This is a genomic window from Pseudomonas sp. 21LCFQ010, from assembly GCF_024129905.1.
Classification (GTDB): domain Bacteria; phylum Pseudomonadota; class Gammaproteobacteria; order Pseudomonadales; family Pseudomonadaceae; genus Aquipseudomonas.
The window spans coordinates 201,641-218,364 of sequence record NZ_JAMYDZ010000001.1 but is presented as its reverse complement, the minus strand read 5'-3'; the positions used below and the strand labels follow the sequence as shown (position 1 = coordinate 218,364).

Sequence of the window (16,724 nt, the reverse complement as noted above, 5' to 3'; positions counted from 1 at the left end):
GGACAGTATGGCGTTGCAGTTGTCCGAGCAGCCCCCAAGCCGGGAAGCCCTGCAAGAGACGCTCAGACAGACCCGCGAACAACTGCAGCTGGCCCTTGAGGCGGCGCAGCTTGGTCTATGGGACTGGCATATCCCCAGCGGCCAGCTGCAAGCCGACCCACGCGCCGCACAATTGCATGGCGGGTCGGCCGAAACGCGATCACAGCCCTGCGAAACGTTCTTTGCACCACTGCCAGAAGCCGAACGGCAACGCCTGCTGCACGATTGCCGCACGCTGATCGAAGCGCAGACCCCGCAATTGCTCAGCACCTACAGTGTCGAATCGGCCAGCGGCAGCCCGCGCCGGCTGGAAACGCGGGTACGTCTGCACCGCGATGCCGAGGGCAACCCGCTGCGGCTGCTGGGCATCTTGCGCGACATCAGTGAGCTGGCCCCGGCAAGCGATTTGCAGAACACCCGGGATACCTTTGCCAGGGCGTTCTACTCCAGCCCCGACTCGATCACCATCACAGAACGCCAGAGCGGCCGCTATCTGGAGGTCAACGAGGGCTTCTGCCAGTTGACCGGCTATCGCCCCGACGAAGTGCTGGGACGTACGGCCGCGCAAATCAACGTCTGGGGCAGTGCCGAGCAGCGCCAACAGATGATCGCCTACCTGGAGGAGCATGGTCGTATCCATCATCGGGAAATGCTCTGGCGCAACAAATTGGGTGAACAGCTGATCCTCGACATGTGTGTCGAGCCGATGGTCCTCGACGGGGTCGATTGCCTGCTGGTTACCGCCCGGGACATCGCCCAGCTCAAGAATGCCCAGGCGCAGATTCAGCACCTGGCCTACCACGATCCACTGACCAACCTGCCCAACCGCGCGCTGCTCACCGACCGTCTCAACCAGCAGGTTTCGCTGTTGCGCCACCACCAGTTGCGCGGCGCATTGATGTTTCTTGATCTGGACCACTTCAAGCACATCAATGACTCGCTGGGCCACCCGGTCGGCGACAGCGTACTGAAAATCATCACGGCGCGCCTGGAAGCCAGCGTGCGCCAGGAAGACACGGTGGCGCGGCTGGGCGGCGATGAGTTTGTGGTGTTGATCAGCGGCCTGGCAGGCAGCCGCGAACAGGTGACGCGGCAAATCCGCGAACAGGCCGATGCGCTGCGCCAGTTGCTCGCCGAACCGATGTTTCTCGATGGCCATCGCCTGCAAGTCACCCCCAGCATCGGGATTGCGCTGATTCCCGATCATGGCACCCATTCAGCCGACCTGTTCAAGCGCGCCGACATTGCCCTGTATCGCGCCAAGGACTCAGGCCGCAACACCTCGCAGCTGTTCCACCCGCGCATGCAGCAAGCGGCGGTAGAGCGCCTGCAACTGGAAAATGATTTGCGCCTGGCGCTGGTGCGCAACGAGTTCTACCTGTGCTATCAGGCCCAGGTCGATGCTCGCAGCCAGCGCATCATCGGCGCCGAGGCTCTGGTGCGCTGGCACCATCCTGAGCGCGGCCTGCTCAACCCTGCGCAATTTGTGCCGGTGCTGGAAGAAACCGGGATGATTCTGGAAGTTGGCGGGCGGGTGCTGGAACAGGCCTGCAAAGCCTGCTCGCAGTTGTTGCGGCGCGGCCTGATCGACCGCCATGGCTTCAAAATGGGCGTTAATATCAGCCCACGACAGTTTCACCAGAGCGACTTCGTCGAGCGTATCGAACATCACCTGCTGACCTGGCAACTGACCGGCAGCATGCTCAAGCTGGAAATCACCGAAGGCATGGTGATCCAGAACATCGACGACACGATTGACAAAATGCAGCGCCTGAAAAAACTGGGCATCAGTTTTGCCATGGACGACTTCGGCACCGGCTATTCATCGCTGACCTACCTCAAGCGCCTGCCGATCGACACACTGAAGATCGACCAGTCATTTGTCCGCGACGCCACCACCGACCCCAATGACGCCGAAATAGTACGCGCAATCATCGCCATGGCCCAAAGCCTGGCCCTGCATGTCATCGCCGAAGGCGTGGAGCACCCTGACCAACTGAGCTTTCTGCAAGAGGCCGGCTGCCACGTGTATCAGGGTTACCTGTTCAGCGAGCCGCTTGAAGACCCGGCCTTCGAGGCCCTGCTCCGCCTGCAGGGCCATTTGCAGCCGCTCACCGAGGGCTGACCCTGATTGAGCTCAAGACCAATACTGTTAACTTAAGTGCTTTATGCCCCAGTGGGAGCGAGCTCTGCTCGCGAAGAGGCCAGTAAAAACACTACATCTGCTGTGAATGCACTGCCGTCTTCGCCAGCAAGCTGGCTCCCACCGAGGCATACAGCGCCTAAGTGACAGTATTGAGCTCAGGACTGAGGCTGATAACCGAGCAGCTCACTGATACGCGCACAATCGGTTTCGCGGCGCAGCAGGCCGAACATCGCAGTGGCTTCAGGGTAGCTCTTGGTCAACAGCACCAGCCACTGCTTGAGGCGGCCAGGTGCCTGCAAGGGTGTCAGCTTGACCAGACACGCCGCCCAGAACTCGCGCAGCATGGGCTGTAGCGCGTCCCAGCTCATCGGCTGCACGGGCTGCCCGGCCGCCGCCGCGACGATCTGCTGCGCCAGATCCGGTCGCGCCACCAGACCGCGACCGAGCATGAAGTCCTGTGCACCGCAGACTTCACGGCAGCGTTGCCAATCCTCGACGGTCCAGATTTCGCCGTTGGCCACCACCGGCACCTTGACCACCTCCTGAATGCGGGCGATCCATTCCCAGTGCGCCGGCGGCTTATAGCCATCGACCTTGGTTCTGGCATGCACCACAATGCGCGCCGCACCGCCGTCAACCAGCGCTCTGGCGCAATCCAGAGCCTGATCGGTGTCGGCATAGCCCAGCCGCATCTTGGCGGTGACCGGGATATCGGCAGGCACCGCACGGCGCACATGGCTGACAATGCTGTGCAGTAGCTCAGGCTCACGCAACAAAATGGCACCGCCCCGCGAACGATTGACGGTCTTGGCCGGGCAGCCGAAGTTCAAGTCGAGCACTGGCGCGCCCAACTCACAGGCAAACGCGGCGTTTTCCGCCAGGCACACCGGGTCAGAACCCAGCAGTTGCACATGCATCGGCACCCCGGATGCAGTACGGGCACCGTTGTGCAGTTCAGGGGCAAGCTTGTGAAAGTAGGCGGCGGGCATCAGCCGTTCGGTGACCCGGATGAATTCGGTCACGCACCAGTCGATGCCACCCATTTGGGTCAGCACATGGCGCAGGATGTCGTCGACCAGCCCTTCCATGGGCGCCAGGGCAATTTGCATGGGTCACACTCGAAAAAAGTCCGGCAGTTTACTGGTCAACGCCGGGATTGGAAATGCCGTCCTGGCGGATCGCTGCGCCGTAGCCATCAATGAAACTCTGCGGCATGCGTTTGGGCCGCCCGCTGGACAGCTCGATGCAGACAAAGGTGGTTTGCGCCCGCAGCAAGGTCACGCCATCGACCGGGCGACGCAACTGAAAGTGCCGGGTCATTTTCAGCCGTTTGTCCCAATCCACGATCCAGGTCGCCAATTGCAACTGGTCATGCTCGTAGGCACTGGCCAAGTAGTCGATTTCATGGCGGACCACCGCCATGGCACGATCGAGCCGACGGTATTCGGTCAAATCCAGGCCCAAATACTGAGAGTGCCGCCAGGCGCAGCGCTCCAGCCAGCTGACGTAAACAGCGTTATTGGCATGACCCAGACCGTCGATATCTTCTGCGACGACGTTCAGATCGATGATGAAGGGCGTTGACTGGTCCCAGACCATGCGTGCTCCTGCGGTAATGGCGTTGATCGCAGGCAGTGTAGCAAGCGCGGCCCAGAGCCGCAGAGGGCGTCGGGAGGAAAATCGGGACGCCAGAAAAACAAAAGGGCCATTCAACATTCGAATGACCCTTGGGCCCGCATAAGCGGAAAATTGTGGCGTCCCCTAGGGGACTCGAACCCCTGTTACCGCCGTGAAAGGGCGGTGTCCTAGGCCACTAGACGAAGGGGACGCAAAACCTTCAGTCAGGTTCGCAGTTCAGCGAACCCTGGCAAATTGGTGGAGCTAAACGGGATCGAACCGTTGACCTCTTGCATGCCATGCAAGCGCTCTCCCAGCTGAGCTATAGCCCCGAATTTTACGCCCTGCGGCGGAGCTTGGCTTGCGCCTTACCCAATAACTCTTCATCTCTAAATCTGGCGTCCCCTAGGGGACTCGAACCCCTGTTACCGCCGTGAAAGGGCGGTGTCCTAGGCCACTAGACGAAGGGGACGTAAACCTTCAGTCAGATTCGCAATTGAGCGAACCCGGCAAATTGGTGGAGCTAAACGGGATCGAACCGTTGACCTCTTGCATGCCATGCAAGCGCTCTCCCAGCTGAGCTATAGCCCCGAATTTTACGCCCTGCGGCGGAGTTCGGCTTGCGCCTCACTCAATAACTCTTCATCTATAAATCTGGCGTCCCCTAGGGGACTCGAACCCCTGTTACCGCCGTGAAAGGGCGGTGTCCTAGGCCACTAGACGAAGGGGACGCAAACCTTCAGTCAGATTCGCAATTGAGCGAACCCGGCAAATTGGTGGAGCTAAACGGGATCGAACCGTTGACCTCTTGCATGCCATGCAAGCGCTCTCCCAGCTGAGCTATAGCCCCGAATTTTACGCCCTGCGGCGGAGCCCGACTTGCGCCTGACCCAATGAAAATGGCGTCCCCTAGGGGACTCGAACCCCTGTTACCGCCGTGAAAGGGCGGTGTCCTAGGCCACTAGACGAAGGGGACAAAACCTTCATGACCGGCTTGCGCCGATCGATTCAAAGTCATTGCTGGATGGCTCTGAACCTTTAATTTGGTGGAGCTAAACGGGATCGAACCGTTGACCTCTTGCATGCCATGCAAGCGCTCTCCCAGCTGAGCTATAGCCCCACATCAGTGGACGGGGCGCATATTAAGAGCGATTAAATGTTCTGTCAAATTTATTTTCGCGAAAAATCAAAAACTTTTTTCGACAGAACAATCACTTACCTGCCCTGCCCCGCCCCACAAACCCGCTTACCGCAAGGCCACCAGAAACAACTCTGGCAGCCGTGTTCAGGTATTGCCAAACCCGCTCAGCCAATGGCGCCCAGCAGTTTTTCCCACTCTTTGTTTTCTTTCTTCGATACACCGCCAAGCAGGTCCAGCGCCTGACGCAGACGGAAGCGCGTCAGGTCCGGGCCGAGGATCTCCATGGCATCGAGCACCGATACAGAGCTTGCCTGGCCAGTAATGGCGGCGAACATCAATGGCATGGCATCACGCAACTTGAGTTGCAGATGCTCGACCACCGCCTGAATGCAGGCGGTGATGGCGTCTTTTTCCCATTGGCGCAGCGACTCCAGCTTCCAGAGGATCAACTGCATCAGTTGCCGAACCTGCTCAGGCGACAGTTTTTTGCTTTCGAACAGCGCGGCATCCGGTGTCACGCCACCGGCAAAGAAGAACCCGGCCAGCGGTGCAATCTGGCTGAAGGTCTCTACCCTGCCCTGCACATGCGGGGCGATCTTCATCATGTATTCAGGGTTGAGCGCCCACTGCTGGACCCGCGCCGCGAACTGCTCGACCGGCAGTTCACGCAACCACTGGCCATTGAGCCACGACAGTTTTTCGATATCGAAGATCGGCCCGCCCAGCGAGATACGCGACAGGTCGAAGTTGTCGACCATTTCTTGCAGGGTGAACTTCTCGCGCTCATCCGGCATCGACCAGCCCATCCGCCCCAGGTAGTTGAGCATGGCTTCGGGCATAAAACCCATGCGCTCGTAGAAGGTCACGGAGGTCGGGTTCTTGCGCTTGGACAACTTGCTCTTGTCCGGGTTACGCAGCAGCGGCATGTAGCACAGCTGCGGCTGTTCCCAGCCAAAGTACTCGTAAAGCAGAATCAGTTTGGGTGCCGATGGCAGCCATTCTTCGCCACGCAGCACGTGGGTGATGCCCATCAGATGGTCGTCGACCACGTTGGCCAGGAAGTAGGTCGGCAGGCCGTCGGCCTTCATCAGCACCTGCATGTCCATGCGGTCCCACGGGATCTCGACGTCGCCACGCAGCAGGTCCGGCACCACGCACACGCCTTCGCTCGGCACCTTCATGCGGATCACGTGCGGCTCGCCAGCAGCCAGGCGGCGCTGGACCTCTTCAGGCGACAACAGCAGGGCGCGACCGTCATAGCGCGGTGTCTCGCCACGGGCTTGTTGCTCGGCGCGCATCTGGTCCAGTTCTTCAGCAGTGCAGAAGCACGGGAAGGCGTACCCTTTGTCGACCAGTTCCTGAGCGTACTGGCGGTAGATATCGCCGCGCTCGCTCTGCCGGTACGGACCATGCGGACCACCCACGTCAGGCCCCTCATTCCACTCGATACCGAGCCAGCGCAGGGCGTCGAAGATTTGCTGTTCGGACTCACGGGTCGAGCGCAACTGGTCGGTGTCTTCGATGCGCAGGATGAACTCGCCGCCGTGCTGTTTGGCAAAGCAGTAGTTGAACAGCGCGATATAGGCAGTGCCGACGTGAGGGTCGCCAGTAGGCGACGGCGCGATACGGGTACGGACAGTGGTCATGGATAGTTCCGGTTCAGGTCGATCAAACCGGGGATATTAGCAGGCCGGAGCCTCGTGGCTCCAGCGCACACCGTAGGAGCGGCTTTAGCCGCGAAAAAAAGCTTCGCGAGCGAGCTCGCTCCTACCGACGCATGGCGGGAAATTTCAAACGGTCAACAGCCGCTCGCGCAGTTTGGTGATTTCGTCGCGCAGTTGCGCCGCCGCTTCAAATTCCAGGTCGCGGGCCAGCTGGTACATCTTCTCTTCCAGTTGGCGGATGCGCTTGGTGATTTCGCTTGGCGAGCGCAATTGCCCATCGGCCCGCGCCTGCTCTTCGGCCGCCTTGGCGGCGCCCTTGCGTTTCTTGCTGCGTGCACCGGGCACCACCGCGCCTTCGAGAATGTCCGCAACTTCCCGCGACACACCTTTGGGCACAATGCCGTGGGCCTCGTTGAACGCCACCTGCTTTTCGCGGCGGCGTTCAGTCTCGTTGATCGCCCGCTCCATCGACCCGGTCATCCGGTCGGCATACAGAATCGCCCGGCCATTGAGGTTGCGCGCCGCCCGACCGATGGTCTGGATCAGTGAGCGTTCAGAGCGCAGGAAGCCTTCTTTGTCAGCATCAAGAATGGCCACCAGCGACACTTCGGGCATGTCCAGACCTTCGCGCAGCAGGTTGATGCCCACCAGCACATCGAAGGTGCCCAGCCGCAGGTCACGGATAATCTCGACCCGCTCGACGGTGTCGATGTCCGAGTGCAGGTAGCGCACCTTGACCCCGTGATCGCCCAGGTAATCGGTCAGGTCTTCGGCCATGCGCTTGGTCAGGGTGGTCACCAGCACGCGCTCCTCGACGGCCACGCATTTGTGGATTTCCGAGAGCAGATCATCGACCTGGGTCAGCGCCGGACGAATCTCCACCCCTGGGTCGACCAGGCCGGTCGGTCGCACCACCTGCTCGACCACCCGCCCGGCATGCTCTTCTTCATAAGGCCCGGGCGTTGCAGAAACGAAGATGGTCTGCGGGCTGATCGCCTCCCACTCATCGAAGCGCATCGGCCGGTTATCCAGCGCCGATGGCAAACGAAAGCCATATTCAACCAACGTTTCTTTGCGCGAGCGGTCGCCTTTGTACATGGCACCGACCTGCGGAACGCTGACATGAGACTCATCGATCACCAGCAGGGCATCGGCCGGCAGGTAGTCATAGAGGGTCGGCGGCGGCGCACCGGCCGGACGTCCGGACAAGTAGCGCGAGTAGTTTTCGATACCGTTGCAGTAGCCCAGCTCCAGCATCATTTCCAGATCGAAACGGGTGCGTTGTTCAAGGCGCTGGGCTTCCAGCAACTTATTGGCGCCACGCAGGTAGTCGAGCCGCTCCTGCAGTTCGACCTTGATGCCCTCGACCGCTTCGAGCAGGGTCTCGCGCGGCGTGACGTAGTGGCTTTTGGGGTAGAACGTGAAGCGCGGCAATTTGCTGATGACCTCACCGGTCAGCGGGTCAAATGCCGAGAGGCTTTCGACCTCGTCGTCGAACAACTCGATGCGGATCGCTTCCAGATCGGATTCTGCCGGGTAGACGTCGATCACATCACCGCGCACCCGGAAGGTGGCGCGGGCAAAATCCATGTCGTTACGGGTGTACTGCAGGTCAGCCAGGCGGCGCAGCAGCTCGCGCTGGTCAAGCCGGTCGCCCCGGTCGATGTGCAAGACCATCCGCAGGTAAGTTTCCGGGCTGCCCAGACCGTAAATGCACGACACCGTGGTGACGATGATCGCATCCTTACGCTCCAGCAATGCCTTGGTCGCCGACAACCGCATCTGCTCGATATGGTCGTTGATCGAGGCGTCCTTCTCGATGAAGGTATCCGACGACGGCACATAGGCTTCGGGCTGATAGTAGTCGTAGTAGGAAACGAAGTACTCCACTGCGTTGTTGGGGAAGAACGCCTTGAATTCCCCGTACAACTGCGCAGCCAATGTCTTGTTCGGCGCCAGCACCAGGGTCGGGCGCTGCACCTGGGCTATCACGTTGGCAATGCTGAAGGTCTTGCCGGAGCCGGTTACCCCGAGCAGGGTCTGGTGCGCCAGCCCGGCCTCAATGCCCTCGACCATCAGGCGGATGGCTTCAGGCTGGTCGCCGGCAGGTTGAAAACGGGTAACGAGCTGGAACTCGGACATGACCGGCCTCTTGGGTGATCGCTTGCGAAAAATATCACGGCCTGCTTGACCGCACCTGTAAGGATATACACCCTTTGATAGCGTTTGCACCCCTGATAAAGGATTGAGGCCGGTGGCTGTCGGTGGTTCAACAAAAGTAACGGTCAAAAAAGCGAAATATTTGGAAAAAACCCACCGGATGCCGTCGCCGTATCCGGCGTTGCTCACTATACTCATTCCCCGTTTGTGCACTGCTCTGGGGCATTCGGACCGGAGCGTGCGTCCTTTCTTCTTCCTACTCAGAGCCGCCGCAAACAATGAGCCTGTTCTCCGCTGTCGAAATGGCACCACGCGATCCTATCCTGGGCCTCAACGAAGCATTCAACGCTGACACCCGTACCAACAAGATCAATCTGGGCGTGGGTGTCTACTGTGACGAAGACGGGCGCATCCCGCTGCTGCGCGCGGTGGCCAAGGCCGAAGAGATCCGCGTCGCCCAGCATGCGCCACGCGGCTACCTGCCAATCGACGGCATCGCCGCGTACGACCAGGCGGTGCAAAAACTGCTGCTGGGCGCCGACTCGCCGCTGATCGCCTCCGGCCGCGTGCTGACCACCCAGTCGGTCGGTGGCACCGGCGCGCTGAAAATCGGCGCAGATTTCCTCAAGCAACTGCTACCGGGCGCAACCGTCGCCATCAGCGACCCAAGCTGGGAAAACCACCGCGCGCTGTTCGAAACCGCCGGCTTCCCGGTGCAGAACTACCGCTACTACGACGCCGCCAACCACGACGTGAACCGCGTCGGCATGCTCGAAGACCTGCAGAACCTGCCAGAGCGCTCGATCATCGTCCTGCACGCCTGCTGCCATAACCCGACTGGCGTCGACCTGAGCCTGGACGACTGGAAAAAGGTCCTGGAAGTGGTCAAGGCGAAAAACCACGTGCCATTCCTCGACATGGCCTATCAAGGCTTCGGCCAGGGCATCGACGAAGACGCCGCAGCCGTGCGGCTGTTCGCCGACTCAGGCCTGACCTTCTTCGCTTCCAGCTCGTTCTCCAAGTCCCTGTCGTTGTATGGCGAGCGGGTCGGCGCGCTGTCGATCATCACCGCCTCCAAAGAAGAAACCGGCCGGGTGCTATCGCAGGTCAAGCGTGTGATCCGCACCAACTATTCCAACCCGCCGACCCACGGTGCGATCATCTCTGCCGCCGTTCTCAACGACCCGGCACTGCGCGCGATGTGGGAAGAAGAACTGGCTGAAATGCGTGTCCGTATCAAAGACATGCGCAAAGCGCTGGTCGAGCGTCTGGCCAACAACCCGGTCGGCCAGGACTTCAGTTTCGTCGCTCGCCAGCAGGGCATGTTCTCCTATTCGGGACTGACCGCTGCCCAGGCCCAGCGCCTGCGCAACGAGTTCGGTATCTATGCACTGGACACCGGTCGTATCTGCGTCGCTGCGCTGAACCAGAAGAACATCGATCAGGTCTGCGAGGCGATTATCCAGGTACTCTAAGCACTGCCGTTGACCTCCCTTCCCGCAGGCATCCATTGATGCCTGCGGCACCTTGCCAGCCCATCTAGCGGCTACCCCACCCCTCTTGAAATATTTTTTTACATATTTCAGCCAATGTTGGATGCGGGTATTTCGTTCTCATTCGTCTTTATCTAGATACACCGGCCGCGTTTGCTATCGTTGCGGCCAAATGGCGTCTACCCGGAGTCTCGCTGTAGAAGGCTCCGACCCGTGAATCGAGACCTGCTTCCAATGTCCAAGAAATCCCGCTCAAAAATCTGGTTCCTGGTGCACAGCTGGGTGGCGTTGCCTATCTGGTTTTTTGTCCTGATCGTGTGCGTGACCGGCACCCTGGCCGTGGTCAGCAAGGAGATCGTATGGCTGGCCTACCCTGAGGTTCGCGCCACGGCACCTTCGGACGACGCCCAGCGGCTGAGTTTCGAACAGATCCGCAACACCATCAAACAGAACGAACCCAACCTGAATGTAGGCTTCATTTCGCAGCCCGACGGGGACTACTTCGCCCTCAATGTGCGGGTTACCTTTCCTGAGGGTCGCACCACCAATGCCTACGTCAACCCCTACACCGGGGCCATCCAGGGCTTTGCCGCGTCGTTCGACTTCCGCCAATTCACCCGCGCCCTGCATGGCTGGTGGCTGGTGCCGTTCACCAATGGTTACTCCTGGGGCTGGTATCTGGTATCGCTGCTGGGCATTCCTATGCTGGTGTCGCTGATCACCGGCCTGGTGGTCTACAAAAAATTCTGGAAAGGCTTTTTCAAGCCGACCTTGCGTTTCAACCACGGCGCACGGATCTTCTGGGGCGACTTCCACCGCCTGAGCGGCATCTGGTCGATCTGGTTCATCCTGGTCATTTCGGTGACCGGTATCTGGTTCCTGATCCAGGCCATTCTGGGCGATAACAATATCAGCCTGTCCAGCCGCGCACCGGCAGCCTCGATCCTGCCACACGCGTCGGTGCCATTGACCGCCGATGGCAAGCCAGTCCCGATGATCTCCCTGGACAAGGCGATGGAAATTGCCCAGGAACGCATTCCGGGCCTGGAGGCCAGCTTCATCAGCCCGCCGCTCAACGCCTACAGCAACATGAGCATCGCCGGTCGCAGCTGGTACCCATTGATGTTCCAGACCGCAGAGATCAACCCCTACACCGGTGAAGTGGCCTCGACCCATTTGCTGTCGGACCGCAACAAGATCGAGTTCGTCACCGAGTCGATGCGCCCACTGCACACCGGCGACTTCGGCGGTATCTGGATCAAGCTGATCTGGGCGTTTTTCGGCCTGGTGCTGAGCATGATGGTGCTTAGCGGCCTGTTGATCTGGAGCAAGCGCACCGCGCTGGCAACCCTCAACGCCCTCAAGCGTGAGGCCAAGACCGCCAACCAGGCCAAGACCAGGTCCGAGCCTGCCGTGCCCCACGTACCTGCGGAGACTTCCCTGTGAGCAAGGCTGCAACCGTGCAACAGCAACGCTCGCCCTTGAGCCGTCTCTGGCATAAGTGGCGCTTCCACATCAATGTTTTGCTGATCCTGATTCCGCTGGGTTTCATGCCCAAGTATTTTGCCGATGCGGCACTGTTTCGCGGCGACGCCGGCCTTGGCCAGCGCGATATCGGTCAGGTCCAGGTCGGTCCCTGGAGTCTGCGCCTGGCCGAACTGCGCGATGAGGCGCCGCGCCTGGATGCGCCGGTCGGCTACATGAAAAGCTTCAATGCCGCGCTGTGCACTGAATGCGCCGAGCAGGTCAAAGCCACCTACCTGCGCATCGGCAAGCCGCGCAGCCTGCGTACTGCCGGCGCGATTTTCTTCGGCCCGGCTTATCGCATGGGTGCCTTTATGCAGATACCCGAGAACAGCCCGCTTGATGCCGAGCTGTGGATCACCATGGAAGGCTGGGACGGTGCCGTCCATCAAGCCTCCATCCCCCTTGCACAAGCCTCTCCGGCAACCGTGGCCTGGCTGAAAACCCAAGGAGCCAAAAAATGAGTTTATTTTCCCTGCGCCGCGTCGCGGCAAGTGCCCTGCTGATTCTGGGCGTCAGCGGTACGGCCCTGGCGCATAACCCGATCTGTGAATGCGAGCAGATCGACAGCGAGAACATCCGCTGCACCGGCGGTTTCTCCGACGGCAGCGCAGCCGCTGGCGTGACCCTGGATGTGATCGGCTATGACGAGACCATCCTGCTGCCCGGCAAACTGGGCAACGATTCGACCCTGACCTTCAAAAAGCCGGCAGCCGAGTTCTACGTGCTGTTTGACGCAGGTCCCGGCCACGTGGTGGAAATCGACCAGGCGGATATCGCCTCCCGATGAGTACCCAGACGCGCCAGATTGTCCGCCCGGCCGGCGCCGGGCATGAAACCCTCTACGTGCTGCTGACCTGCCTGCTGATTCTCGCGGTGGCCAGCGCGGTGATCGGCCTGCGCGGTGAAAGCCATGAGCCCGAGGCCGTGGCCAGCCATCAACTGGATGCCCGCCGTGACCTGAATGCCGCCGAGCAAGGCATCTATGCCGACCTGCGGGTAAGCCTCGATGAGGCCCGTCTGTTGGCCCAGGAGCAACAAACCCCGGTGAGCGTTGAGCAATTGGCTGAAGAAGGCCTGCCGCCGTTCGTGCAGGATGTCAGCGCCACCACCCGTGGTGCGCATCAATGGCAGATGACCGGTGACGCCTGGCTGGGCCTGAGCCAGGCCAGCGAGGTGGCCGGCTCGTTTCTGCTGCGCAACCAGCGGCACGCCGAGCAAACTGCCGACGCCCCGGCGGACATCTGGATCAACCGTAACGCGCGCCTCAGCGCCCCCTCCGACCTGAGCGACGCGAGCCTGATCGCCGCTGGCTGGAAGCAGGTCGTTAGCCAGTTCGATGCGGGTGTCACCCGTCAGCATCGGCACTGAACCCACGCACTCATCGCACAGAAGATCGCCTGACCATGCCTATTTCGCTCCCCCGCCGCCCTCTGTTGGGCGTCCTGCTGGCCGGCCTGTTCGCCATCATGTTGCCGTCACTGGCCAGCGCCGAGGCGGCCAAGCGCCTGCGCATCGGCATCACCCTGCACCCGTACTACAGCTATGTCAGCAACATCGTCGGCGACAAGGCCGAGGTGGTGCCGCTGATCCCGGCCGGTTTCAACCCGCACGCCTATGAACCTCGCGCCGAAGACATCAAACGGATCGGCTCGCTGGACGTGATCGTGCTCAACGGCGTGGGCCACGACGATTTCGCTGACCGCATGATCGAGGCCAGTGAAAACCCCAAAGTCCCGGTGATCGAGGCGAACGCCGACGTACCGCTACTGGCCGCCACCGGTATTGCCGCCCGCGGCGCCGGCAAGGTGGTCAACCCGCACACCTTCCTGTCGATCAGCGCCTCGATCGCCCAGGTCAATAACATCGCCCGTGAACTGGGCAAGCTCGACCCGGACAACGCTAAGACTTACACCGCCAACGCTCGGGCCTACGCCAAGCGGCTGCGGCAGATGCGTGCCGACGCCTTGGCCAAGCTGACCCAGGCACCCAATGCCGAGTTGCGCGTGGCGACGGTGCACGCCGCCTACGACTACCTGCTGCGCGAATTTGGTCTGGAGGTCACCGCAGTGGTCGAGCCGGCCCACGGCATCGAACCCAGCCCCAGCCAGCTGAAAAAAACCATCGACCAACTGCGCGAGCTGGACGTGAAGGTGATCTTTTCCGAAATGGATTTCCCTTCCAGCTATGTCGATACCATCCAGCGCGAGTCCGGTGTGAAACTCTACCCGCTGTCGCACATTTCCTACGGCGAGTACACCGCCGACAAGTATGAAAAGGACATGACCGGCAACCTCGACACCGTGGTCCGGGCCATTCAGGAGAGTGGCGCATGACCGCAGCCGAACAGATCCAGCGGACCCGCAACGGCCCGGCCATCGAGTTTGATCAGGTCAGCCTGACCCTGGGCCGCACGGTGATTCTTGACCGTATCAGCTTCGCGGTAGAACCCGGCAATATCCACGCACTGGTCGGCCCCAACGGCGGCGGCAAGAGCTCGCTGATCAAGACCCTGCTCGGCCAGATGCCGCATCAGGGTCAACTCAGCCTGCAATGGCCCGCCGCTCAAGGCGTGATCGGCTATGTGCCCCAGGCGCTGGAGTTCGACCGTGGCCTGCCGATGACCGTCGAGGACTTCATGGCCGCCATGTGCCAACGCCGCCCGGCCTTTCTCGGCCTGTCCCGGCATTACGCCGCCGCCATCGGCGAAGCGCTGGAGCGGGTCGGGATGCACGACAAACGCAAGCGACGCATGGGCGCGCTGTCCGGTGGTGAGCGCCAGCGCGTGCTGCTGGCCCAGGGGCTGATTCCCAGCCCGCAACTGCTGGTGCTCGACGAACCCATGTCAGCCCTCGACGAACCGGGCATCCAGGTCTTCGAACGGCTGCTTGCCGACTGGCGACGCAGCGGCATCACAGTGCTGTGGATCGAGCACGATCTGGGCGCGGTAAAGCGCCTGGCTGATCGGGTCACCGGGCTGAATCGCCGGGTGCTGTTCGATGAATCGGCGCAGACTGCACTGACCCCGGAGCGGCTGCTCACGCTGTTTTCTGCCCAGCCACGCAGCAGCGGGGGGGACGCGTGATGTCTTACGAGAACTTTCGCCTGTTCGTTCAGGACCTCGCCAGTTCCGGTTATCTGCCTGAAGCACTGGCCTATGGTTTTGTGGTCAACGCCCTGTTGGCCGGCCTGCTGATCGGTCCGGTGCTGGGCGGTTTGGGCACCCTGGTGGTGGTCAAGCGCTTCGCGTTCTTTTCCGAAGCAGTCGGCCACGCCGCCCTGACCGGCGTGGCCATCGGCATCCTGCTCGGCGAGCCCTACACCGGCCCGTACGGCAGCCTGTTCGCCTACTGCCTGCTGTTCGGCATCGTGCTCAACTATTTGCGCAACCGCACCGGCTTGACGCCGGATACCTTGATTGGGGTATTCCTATCGGTATCCCTGGCAATGGGCGCCAGCCTGCTGCTGGTACTGGCCGGCAAGATCAACGTGCATATCCTCGAAAACGTACTGTTCGGCTCGGTGCTGACCGTCAATGGCAACGACCTGTTGGTGCTGACCGTGGTCGGCGCGCTGGTCATGGGGTTGAGCCTGCCGCTCTACAACCGCATCATGCTGGCCAGCTTCAACCCGCAACTGGCTGCGGTGCGCGGCGTGGCGGTCAAGCTGCTGGACTATCTGTTTGTGGTGCTGGTAACCCTGATCACCGTGGCGGCGGTAAAAGTCATCGGCGCGATTCTGGTCGGCGCCCTGCTGGTCATTCCGGCAGCGGCGGCCCGCCTGCTCAGCCAGTCGCTCAAGGGCTTTTTCTGGATTTCGGTGTTGATCGCCACGGTCAGCACCCTGTGCGGGATCCTACTGCCCATCGTCTTCGACCTGCCGGTGCCTTCCGGCGCGGCCATCATTCTGGTCTGCGGGGCGGCCTTCGCCCTGGCCGCCATCGCCCGTGGCACCCTCCCCAGCCTGAAAGGGAACATCGGATAATGCACCTGCGTACCCTTAGCCCCGCAATCAGCCTCGCAATCAGCCTGGCACTGCCGCTTGGCGGCCTGTTCAGCCCTCACCTGCTGGCCGCTACGCCGCCACCGGCCCAGCAGCAGGCCGCCAAACCCGTGCGGGTGCTGGCGAGCCTGCCGATCACCTACGGCCTCGGCCAGTTGCTGCTCAAAGACAGCGGCGTGGTGCTGGAGCGCGCCGCCGCCGCCAACCTGCCCGGCTCGCGACAAAGCGCCTACTTCAGCGGTCGCGGCGCCGAGGCTCTGCATAAGCTGGCCAACCAGGCCGATGCGGTGATCGGCCTGCGCTCGATCTGGACTGAAGACCCGCTGTACACCCACGCCCGACGCAGCAATATCCGCATCGTCGAGATCGACGCGGCGCGCCCGGTGGACGGCGCCCTGCCCGGCGTGGCCCTGCAACCCGGCGACAGCACCGACGGCCTGAACAGCCAGCCGTGGCTGGCCAGCCACAACCTCGGGCGCATGGCCGACGTACTGGCCGCCGACCTGGTGCGCCTGGCACCCGAGGCAAAGGCGAAGATCGACAGCAATCTGGCAGGCCTCAAGCAGCAGCTACTGAAACTCAGTGCCGACAGCGAAAAACGCCTGGCCCAGGCCGACAGTGTGGCGGTGGTCAGCCTTTCCGAACGGCTGGGCTACCTGATCAGCGGCCTGAACCTTGAGCAGGTCGGCCGCCAGGTGCTGGCTGACGACCAATGGACGCCTGCGGCCCTGAACACCCTGAGCACAACACTCAAGGACAATGAGGTGGCGGTGGTGCTTGACCATCGCGAGCCACCAGAGGCCGTCAAGGCAGCGATCAGTGCCGCCGGCAGTCAATTGCTGGTGCTCGGCAATGAAGCCGAAGATCCACTGGCCGGGCTGCAGAGCGATGTAGAACAGCTCATCAAGGCACTGACCAAAGGCTGAATCGCTGCACTG

14 protein-coding genes and 8 tRNA genes are annotated in these 16,724 nt (G+C 61.5%); 10 read left to right on the top strand and 12 right to left on the bottom strand.

Annotated elements, in window-relative coordinates:
* Positions 1-7: 7 nt before the first annotated feature.
* Complete coding sequence (locus NJC38_RS01100; RefSeq protein ID WP_253111358.1) at positions 8-2,164, top strand: EAL domain-containing protein; 2,157 nt, start codon at positions 8-10, stop codon at positions 2,162-2,164.
* Between the two features lie 176 nt (positions 2,165-2,340).
* Here NJC38_RS01100 and NJC38_RS01095 read toward each other — a convergent pair whose 3' ends face one another.
* From NJC38_RS01095 to uvrB, 12 genes are all read right to left on the bottom strand, one after another.
* A complete protein-coding gene (locus tag NJC38_RS01095) occupies positions 2,341-3,294 on the bottom strand; it encodes a tRNA-dihydrouridine synthase family protein (protein WP_253110484.1) in 954 nt (317 codons plus the stop codon).
* 28 nt (positions 3,295-3,322) lie between these two features.
* Positions 3,323-3,784, bottom strand: coding sequence for a thioesterase family protein (locus NJC38_RS01090; protein ID WP_253110481.1), 462 nt, complete (start codon positions 3,782-3,784; stop codon positions 3,323-3,325).
* Between the two features lie 153 nt (positions 3,785-3,937).
* Positions 3,938-4,013 (bottom strand) — tRNA-Glu (locus NJC38_RS01085).
* A gap of 45 nt (positions 4,014-4,058) precedes the next feature.
* Positions 4,059-4,134 (bottom strand) — tRNA-Ala (locus NJC38_RS01080).
* A gap of 64 nt (positions 4,135-4,198) precedes the next feature.
* Positions 4,199-4,274, bottom strand: a tRNA-Glu gene (locus tag NJC38_RS01075).
* A gap of 43 nt (positions 4,275-4,317) precedes the next feature.
* Positions 4,318-4,393, bottom strand: a tRNA-Ala gene (locus NJC38_RS01070).
* A 64-nt stretch (positions 4,394-4,457) separates the two neighbouring features.
* Positions 4,458-4,533: transfer RNA gene (locus tag NJC38_RS01065), tRNA-Glu, on the bottom strand.
* Positions 4,534-4,576: 43 nt separating this feature from the next.
* Positions 4,577-4,652 (bottom strand) — tRNA-Ala (locus NJC38_RS01060).
* 50 nt (positions 4,653-4,702) lie between these two features.
* A tRNA-Glu gene (locus tag NJC38_RS01055) sits at positions 4,703-4,778 on the bottom strand.
* Positions 4,779-4,846: 68 nt separating this feature from the next.
* Positions 4,847-4,922, bottom strand: a tRNA-Ala gene (locus NJC38_RS01050).
* A 185-nt stretch (positions 4,923-5,107) separates the two neighbouring features.
* Positions 5,108-6,589: a glutamate--tRNA ligase gene (gene gltX / locus NJC38_RS01045; protein WP_253110478.1), complete on the bottom strand. Its 1,482-nt coding sequence runs from the start codon at positions 6,587-6,589 to the stop codon at positions 5,108-5,110.
* 144 nt (positions 6,590-6,733) lie between these two features.
* Complete coding sequence (gene uvrB, locus NJC38_RS01040; protein WP_253110475.1) at positions 6,734-8,749, bottom strand: excinuclease ABC subunit UvrB; 2,016 nt, start codon at positions 8,747-8,749, stop codon at positions 6,734-6,736.
* A 296-nt stretch (positions 8,750-9,045) separates the two neighbouring features.
* Here uvrB and NJC38_RS01035 point away from each other — a divergent pair, with 296 nt between their 5' ends.
* The 9 genes from NJC38_RS01035 to NJC38_RS00995 all read left to right on the top strand — a co-directional run bounded on the left by NJC38_RS01035 (position 9,046) and on the right by NJC38_RS00995 (position 16,712).
* On the top strand, positions 9,046-10,242 hold the full coding sequence (locus NJC38_RS01035) for an amino acid aminotransferase (RefSeq protein WP_045490070.1): 1,197 nt from the start codon (positions 9,046-9,048) through the stop codon (positions 10,240-10,242).
* A gap of 252 nt (positions 10,243-10,494) precedes the next feature.
* Positions 10,495-11,706, top strand: a complete 1,212-nt coding sequence (locus NJC38_RS01030) for a PepSY domain-containing protein (RefSeq protein WP_253110460.1) — start codon at positions 10,495-10,497, stop codon at positions 11,704-11,706.
* The gene (locus NJC38_RS01025) at positions 11,703-12,248 is read left to right on the top strand and encodes a hypothetical protein (RefSeq protein ID WP_045490066.1); all 546 of its coding nucleotides are present in this window, start codon (positions 11,703-11,705) and stop codon (positions 12,246-12,248) included. The genes NJC38_RS01030 and NJC38_RS01025 overlap by 4 nt, the downstream gene beginning before the upstream one ends.
* Positions 12,245-12,574 carry a hypothetical protein gene (locus NJC38_RS01020; protein WP_045490065.1) on the top strand — a complete coding sequence of 110 codons (330 nt, stop codon included), beginning with the start codon at positions 12,245-12,247 and terminating at the stop codon, positions 12,572-12,574. Before NJC38_RS01025 ends, NJC38_RS01020 begins: the two co-directional genes overlap by 4 nt.
* Positions 12,571-13,155: a DUF6162 family protein gene (locus tag NJC38_RS01015; RefSeq protein WP_253110457.1), complete on the top strand. Its 585-nt coding sequence runs from the start codon at positions 12,571-12,573 to the stop codon at positions 13,153-13,155. Before NJC38_RS01020 ends, NJC38_RS01015 begins: the two co-directional genes overlap by 4 nt.
* 35 nt (positions 13,156-13,190) lie before the next feature.
* Entirely contained in the window at positions 13,191-14,120 is a 930-nt protein-coding gene (locus tag NJC38_RS01010; protein WP_253110455.1) for a metal ABC transporter substrate-binding protein, read from the top strand.
* Positions 14,117-14,869 carry a metal ABC transporter ATP-binding protein gene (locus tag NJC38_RS01005; protein ID WP_253110453.1) on the top strand — a complete coding sequence of 251 codons (753 nt, stop codon included), beginning with the start codon at positions 14,117-14,119 and terminating at the stop codon, positions 14,867-14,869. The genes NJC38_RS01010 and NJC38_RS01005 overlap by 4 nt, the downstream gene beginning before the upstream one ends.
* Positions 14,869-15,768 carry a metal ABC transporter permease gene (locus tag NJC38_RS01000; RefSeq protein WP_253110451.1) on the top strand — a complete coding sequence of 300 codons (900 nt, stop codon included), beginning with the start codon at positions 14,869-14,871 and terminating at the stop codon, positions 15,766-15,768. The genes NJC38_RS01005 and NJC38_RS01000 overlap by 1 nt, the downstream gene beginning before the upstream one ends.
* Positions 15,768-16,712, top strand: a complete 945-nt coding sequence (locus tag NJC38_RS00995; protein WP_253110449.1) for a zinc ABC transporter substrate-binding protein — start codon at positions 15,768-15,770, stop codon at positions 16,710-16,712. Before NJC38_RS01000 ends, NJC38_RS00995 begins: the two co-directional genes overlap by 1 nt.
* The last annotated feature ends 12 nt before the right edge of the window (positions 16,713-16,724 follow it).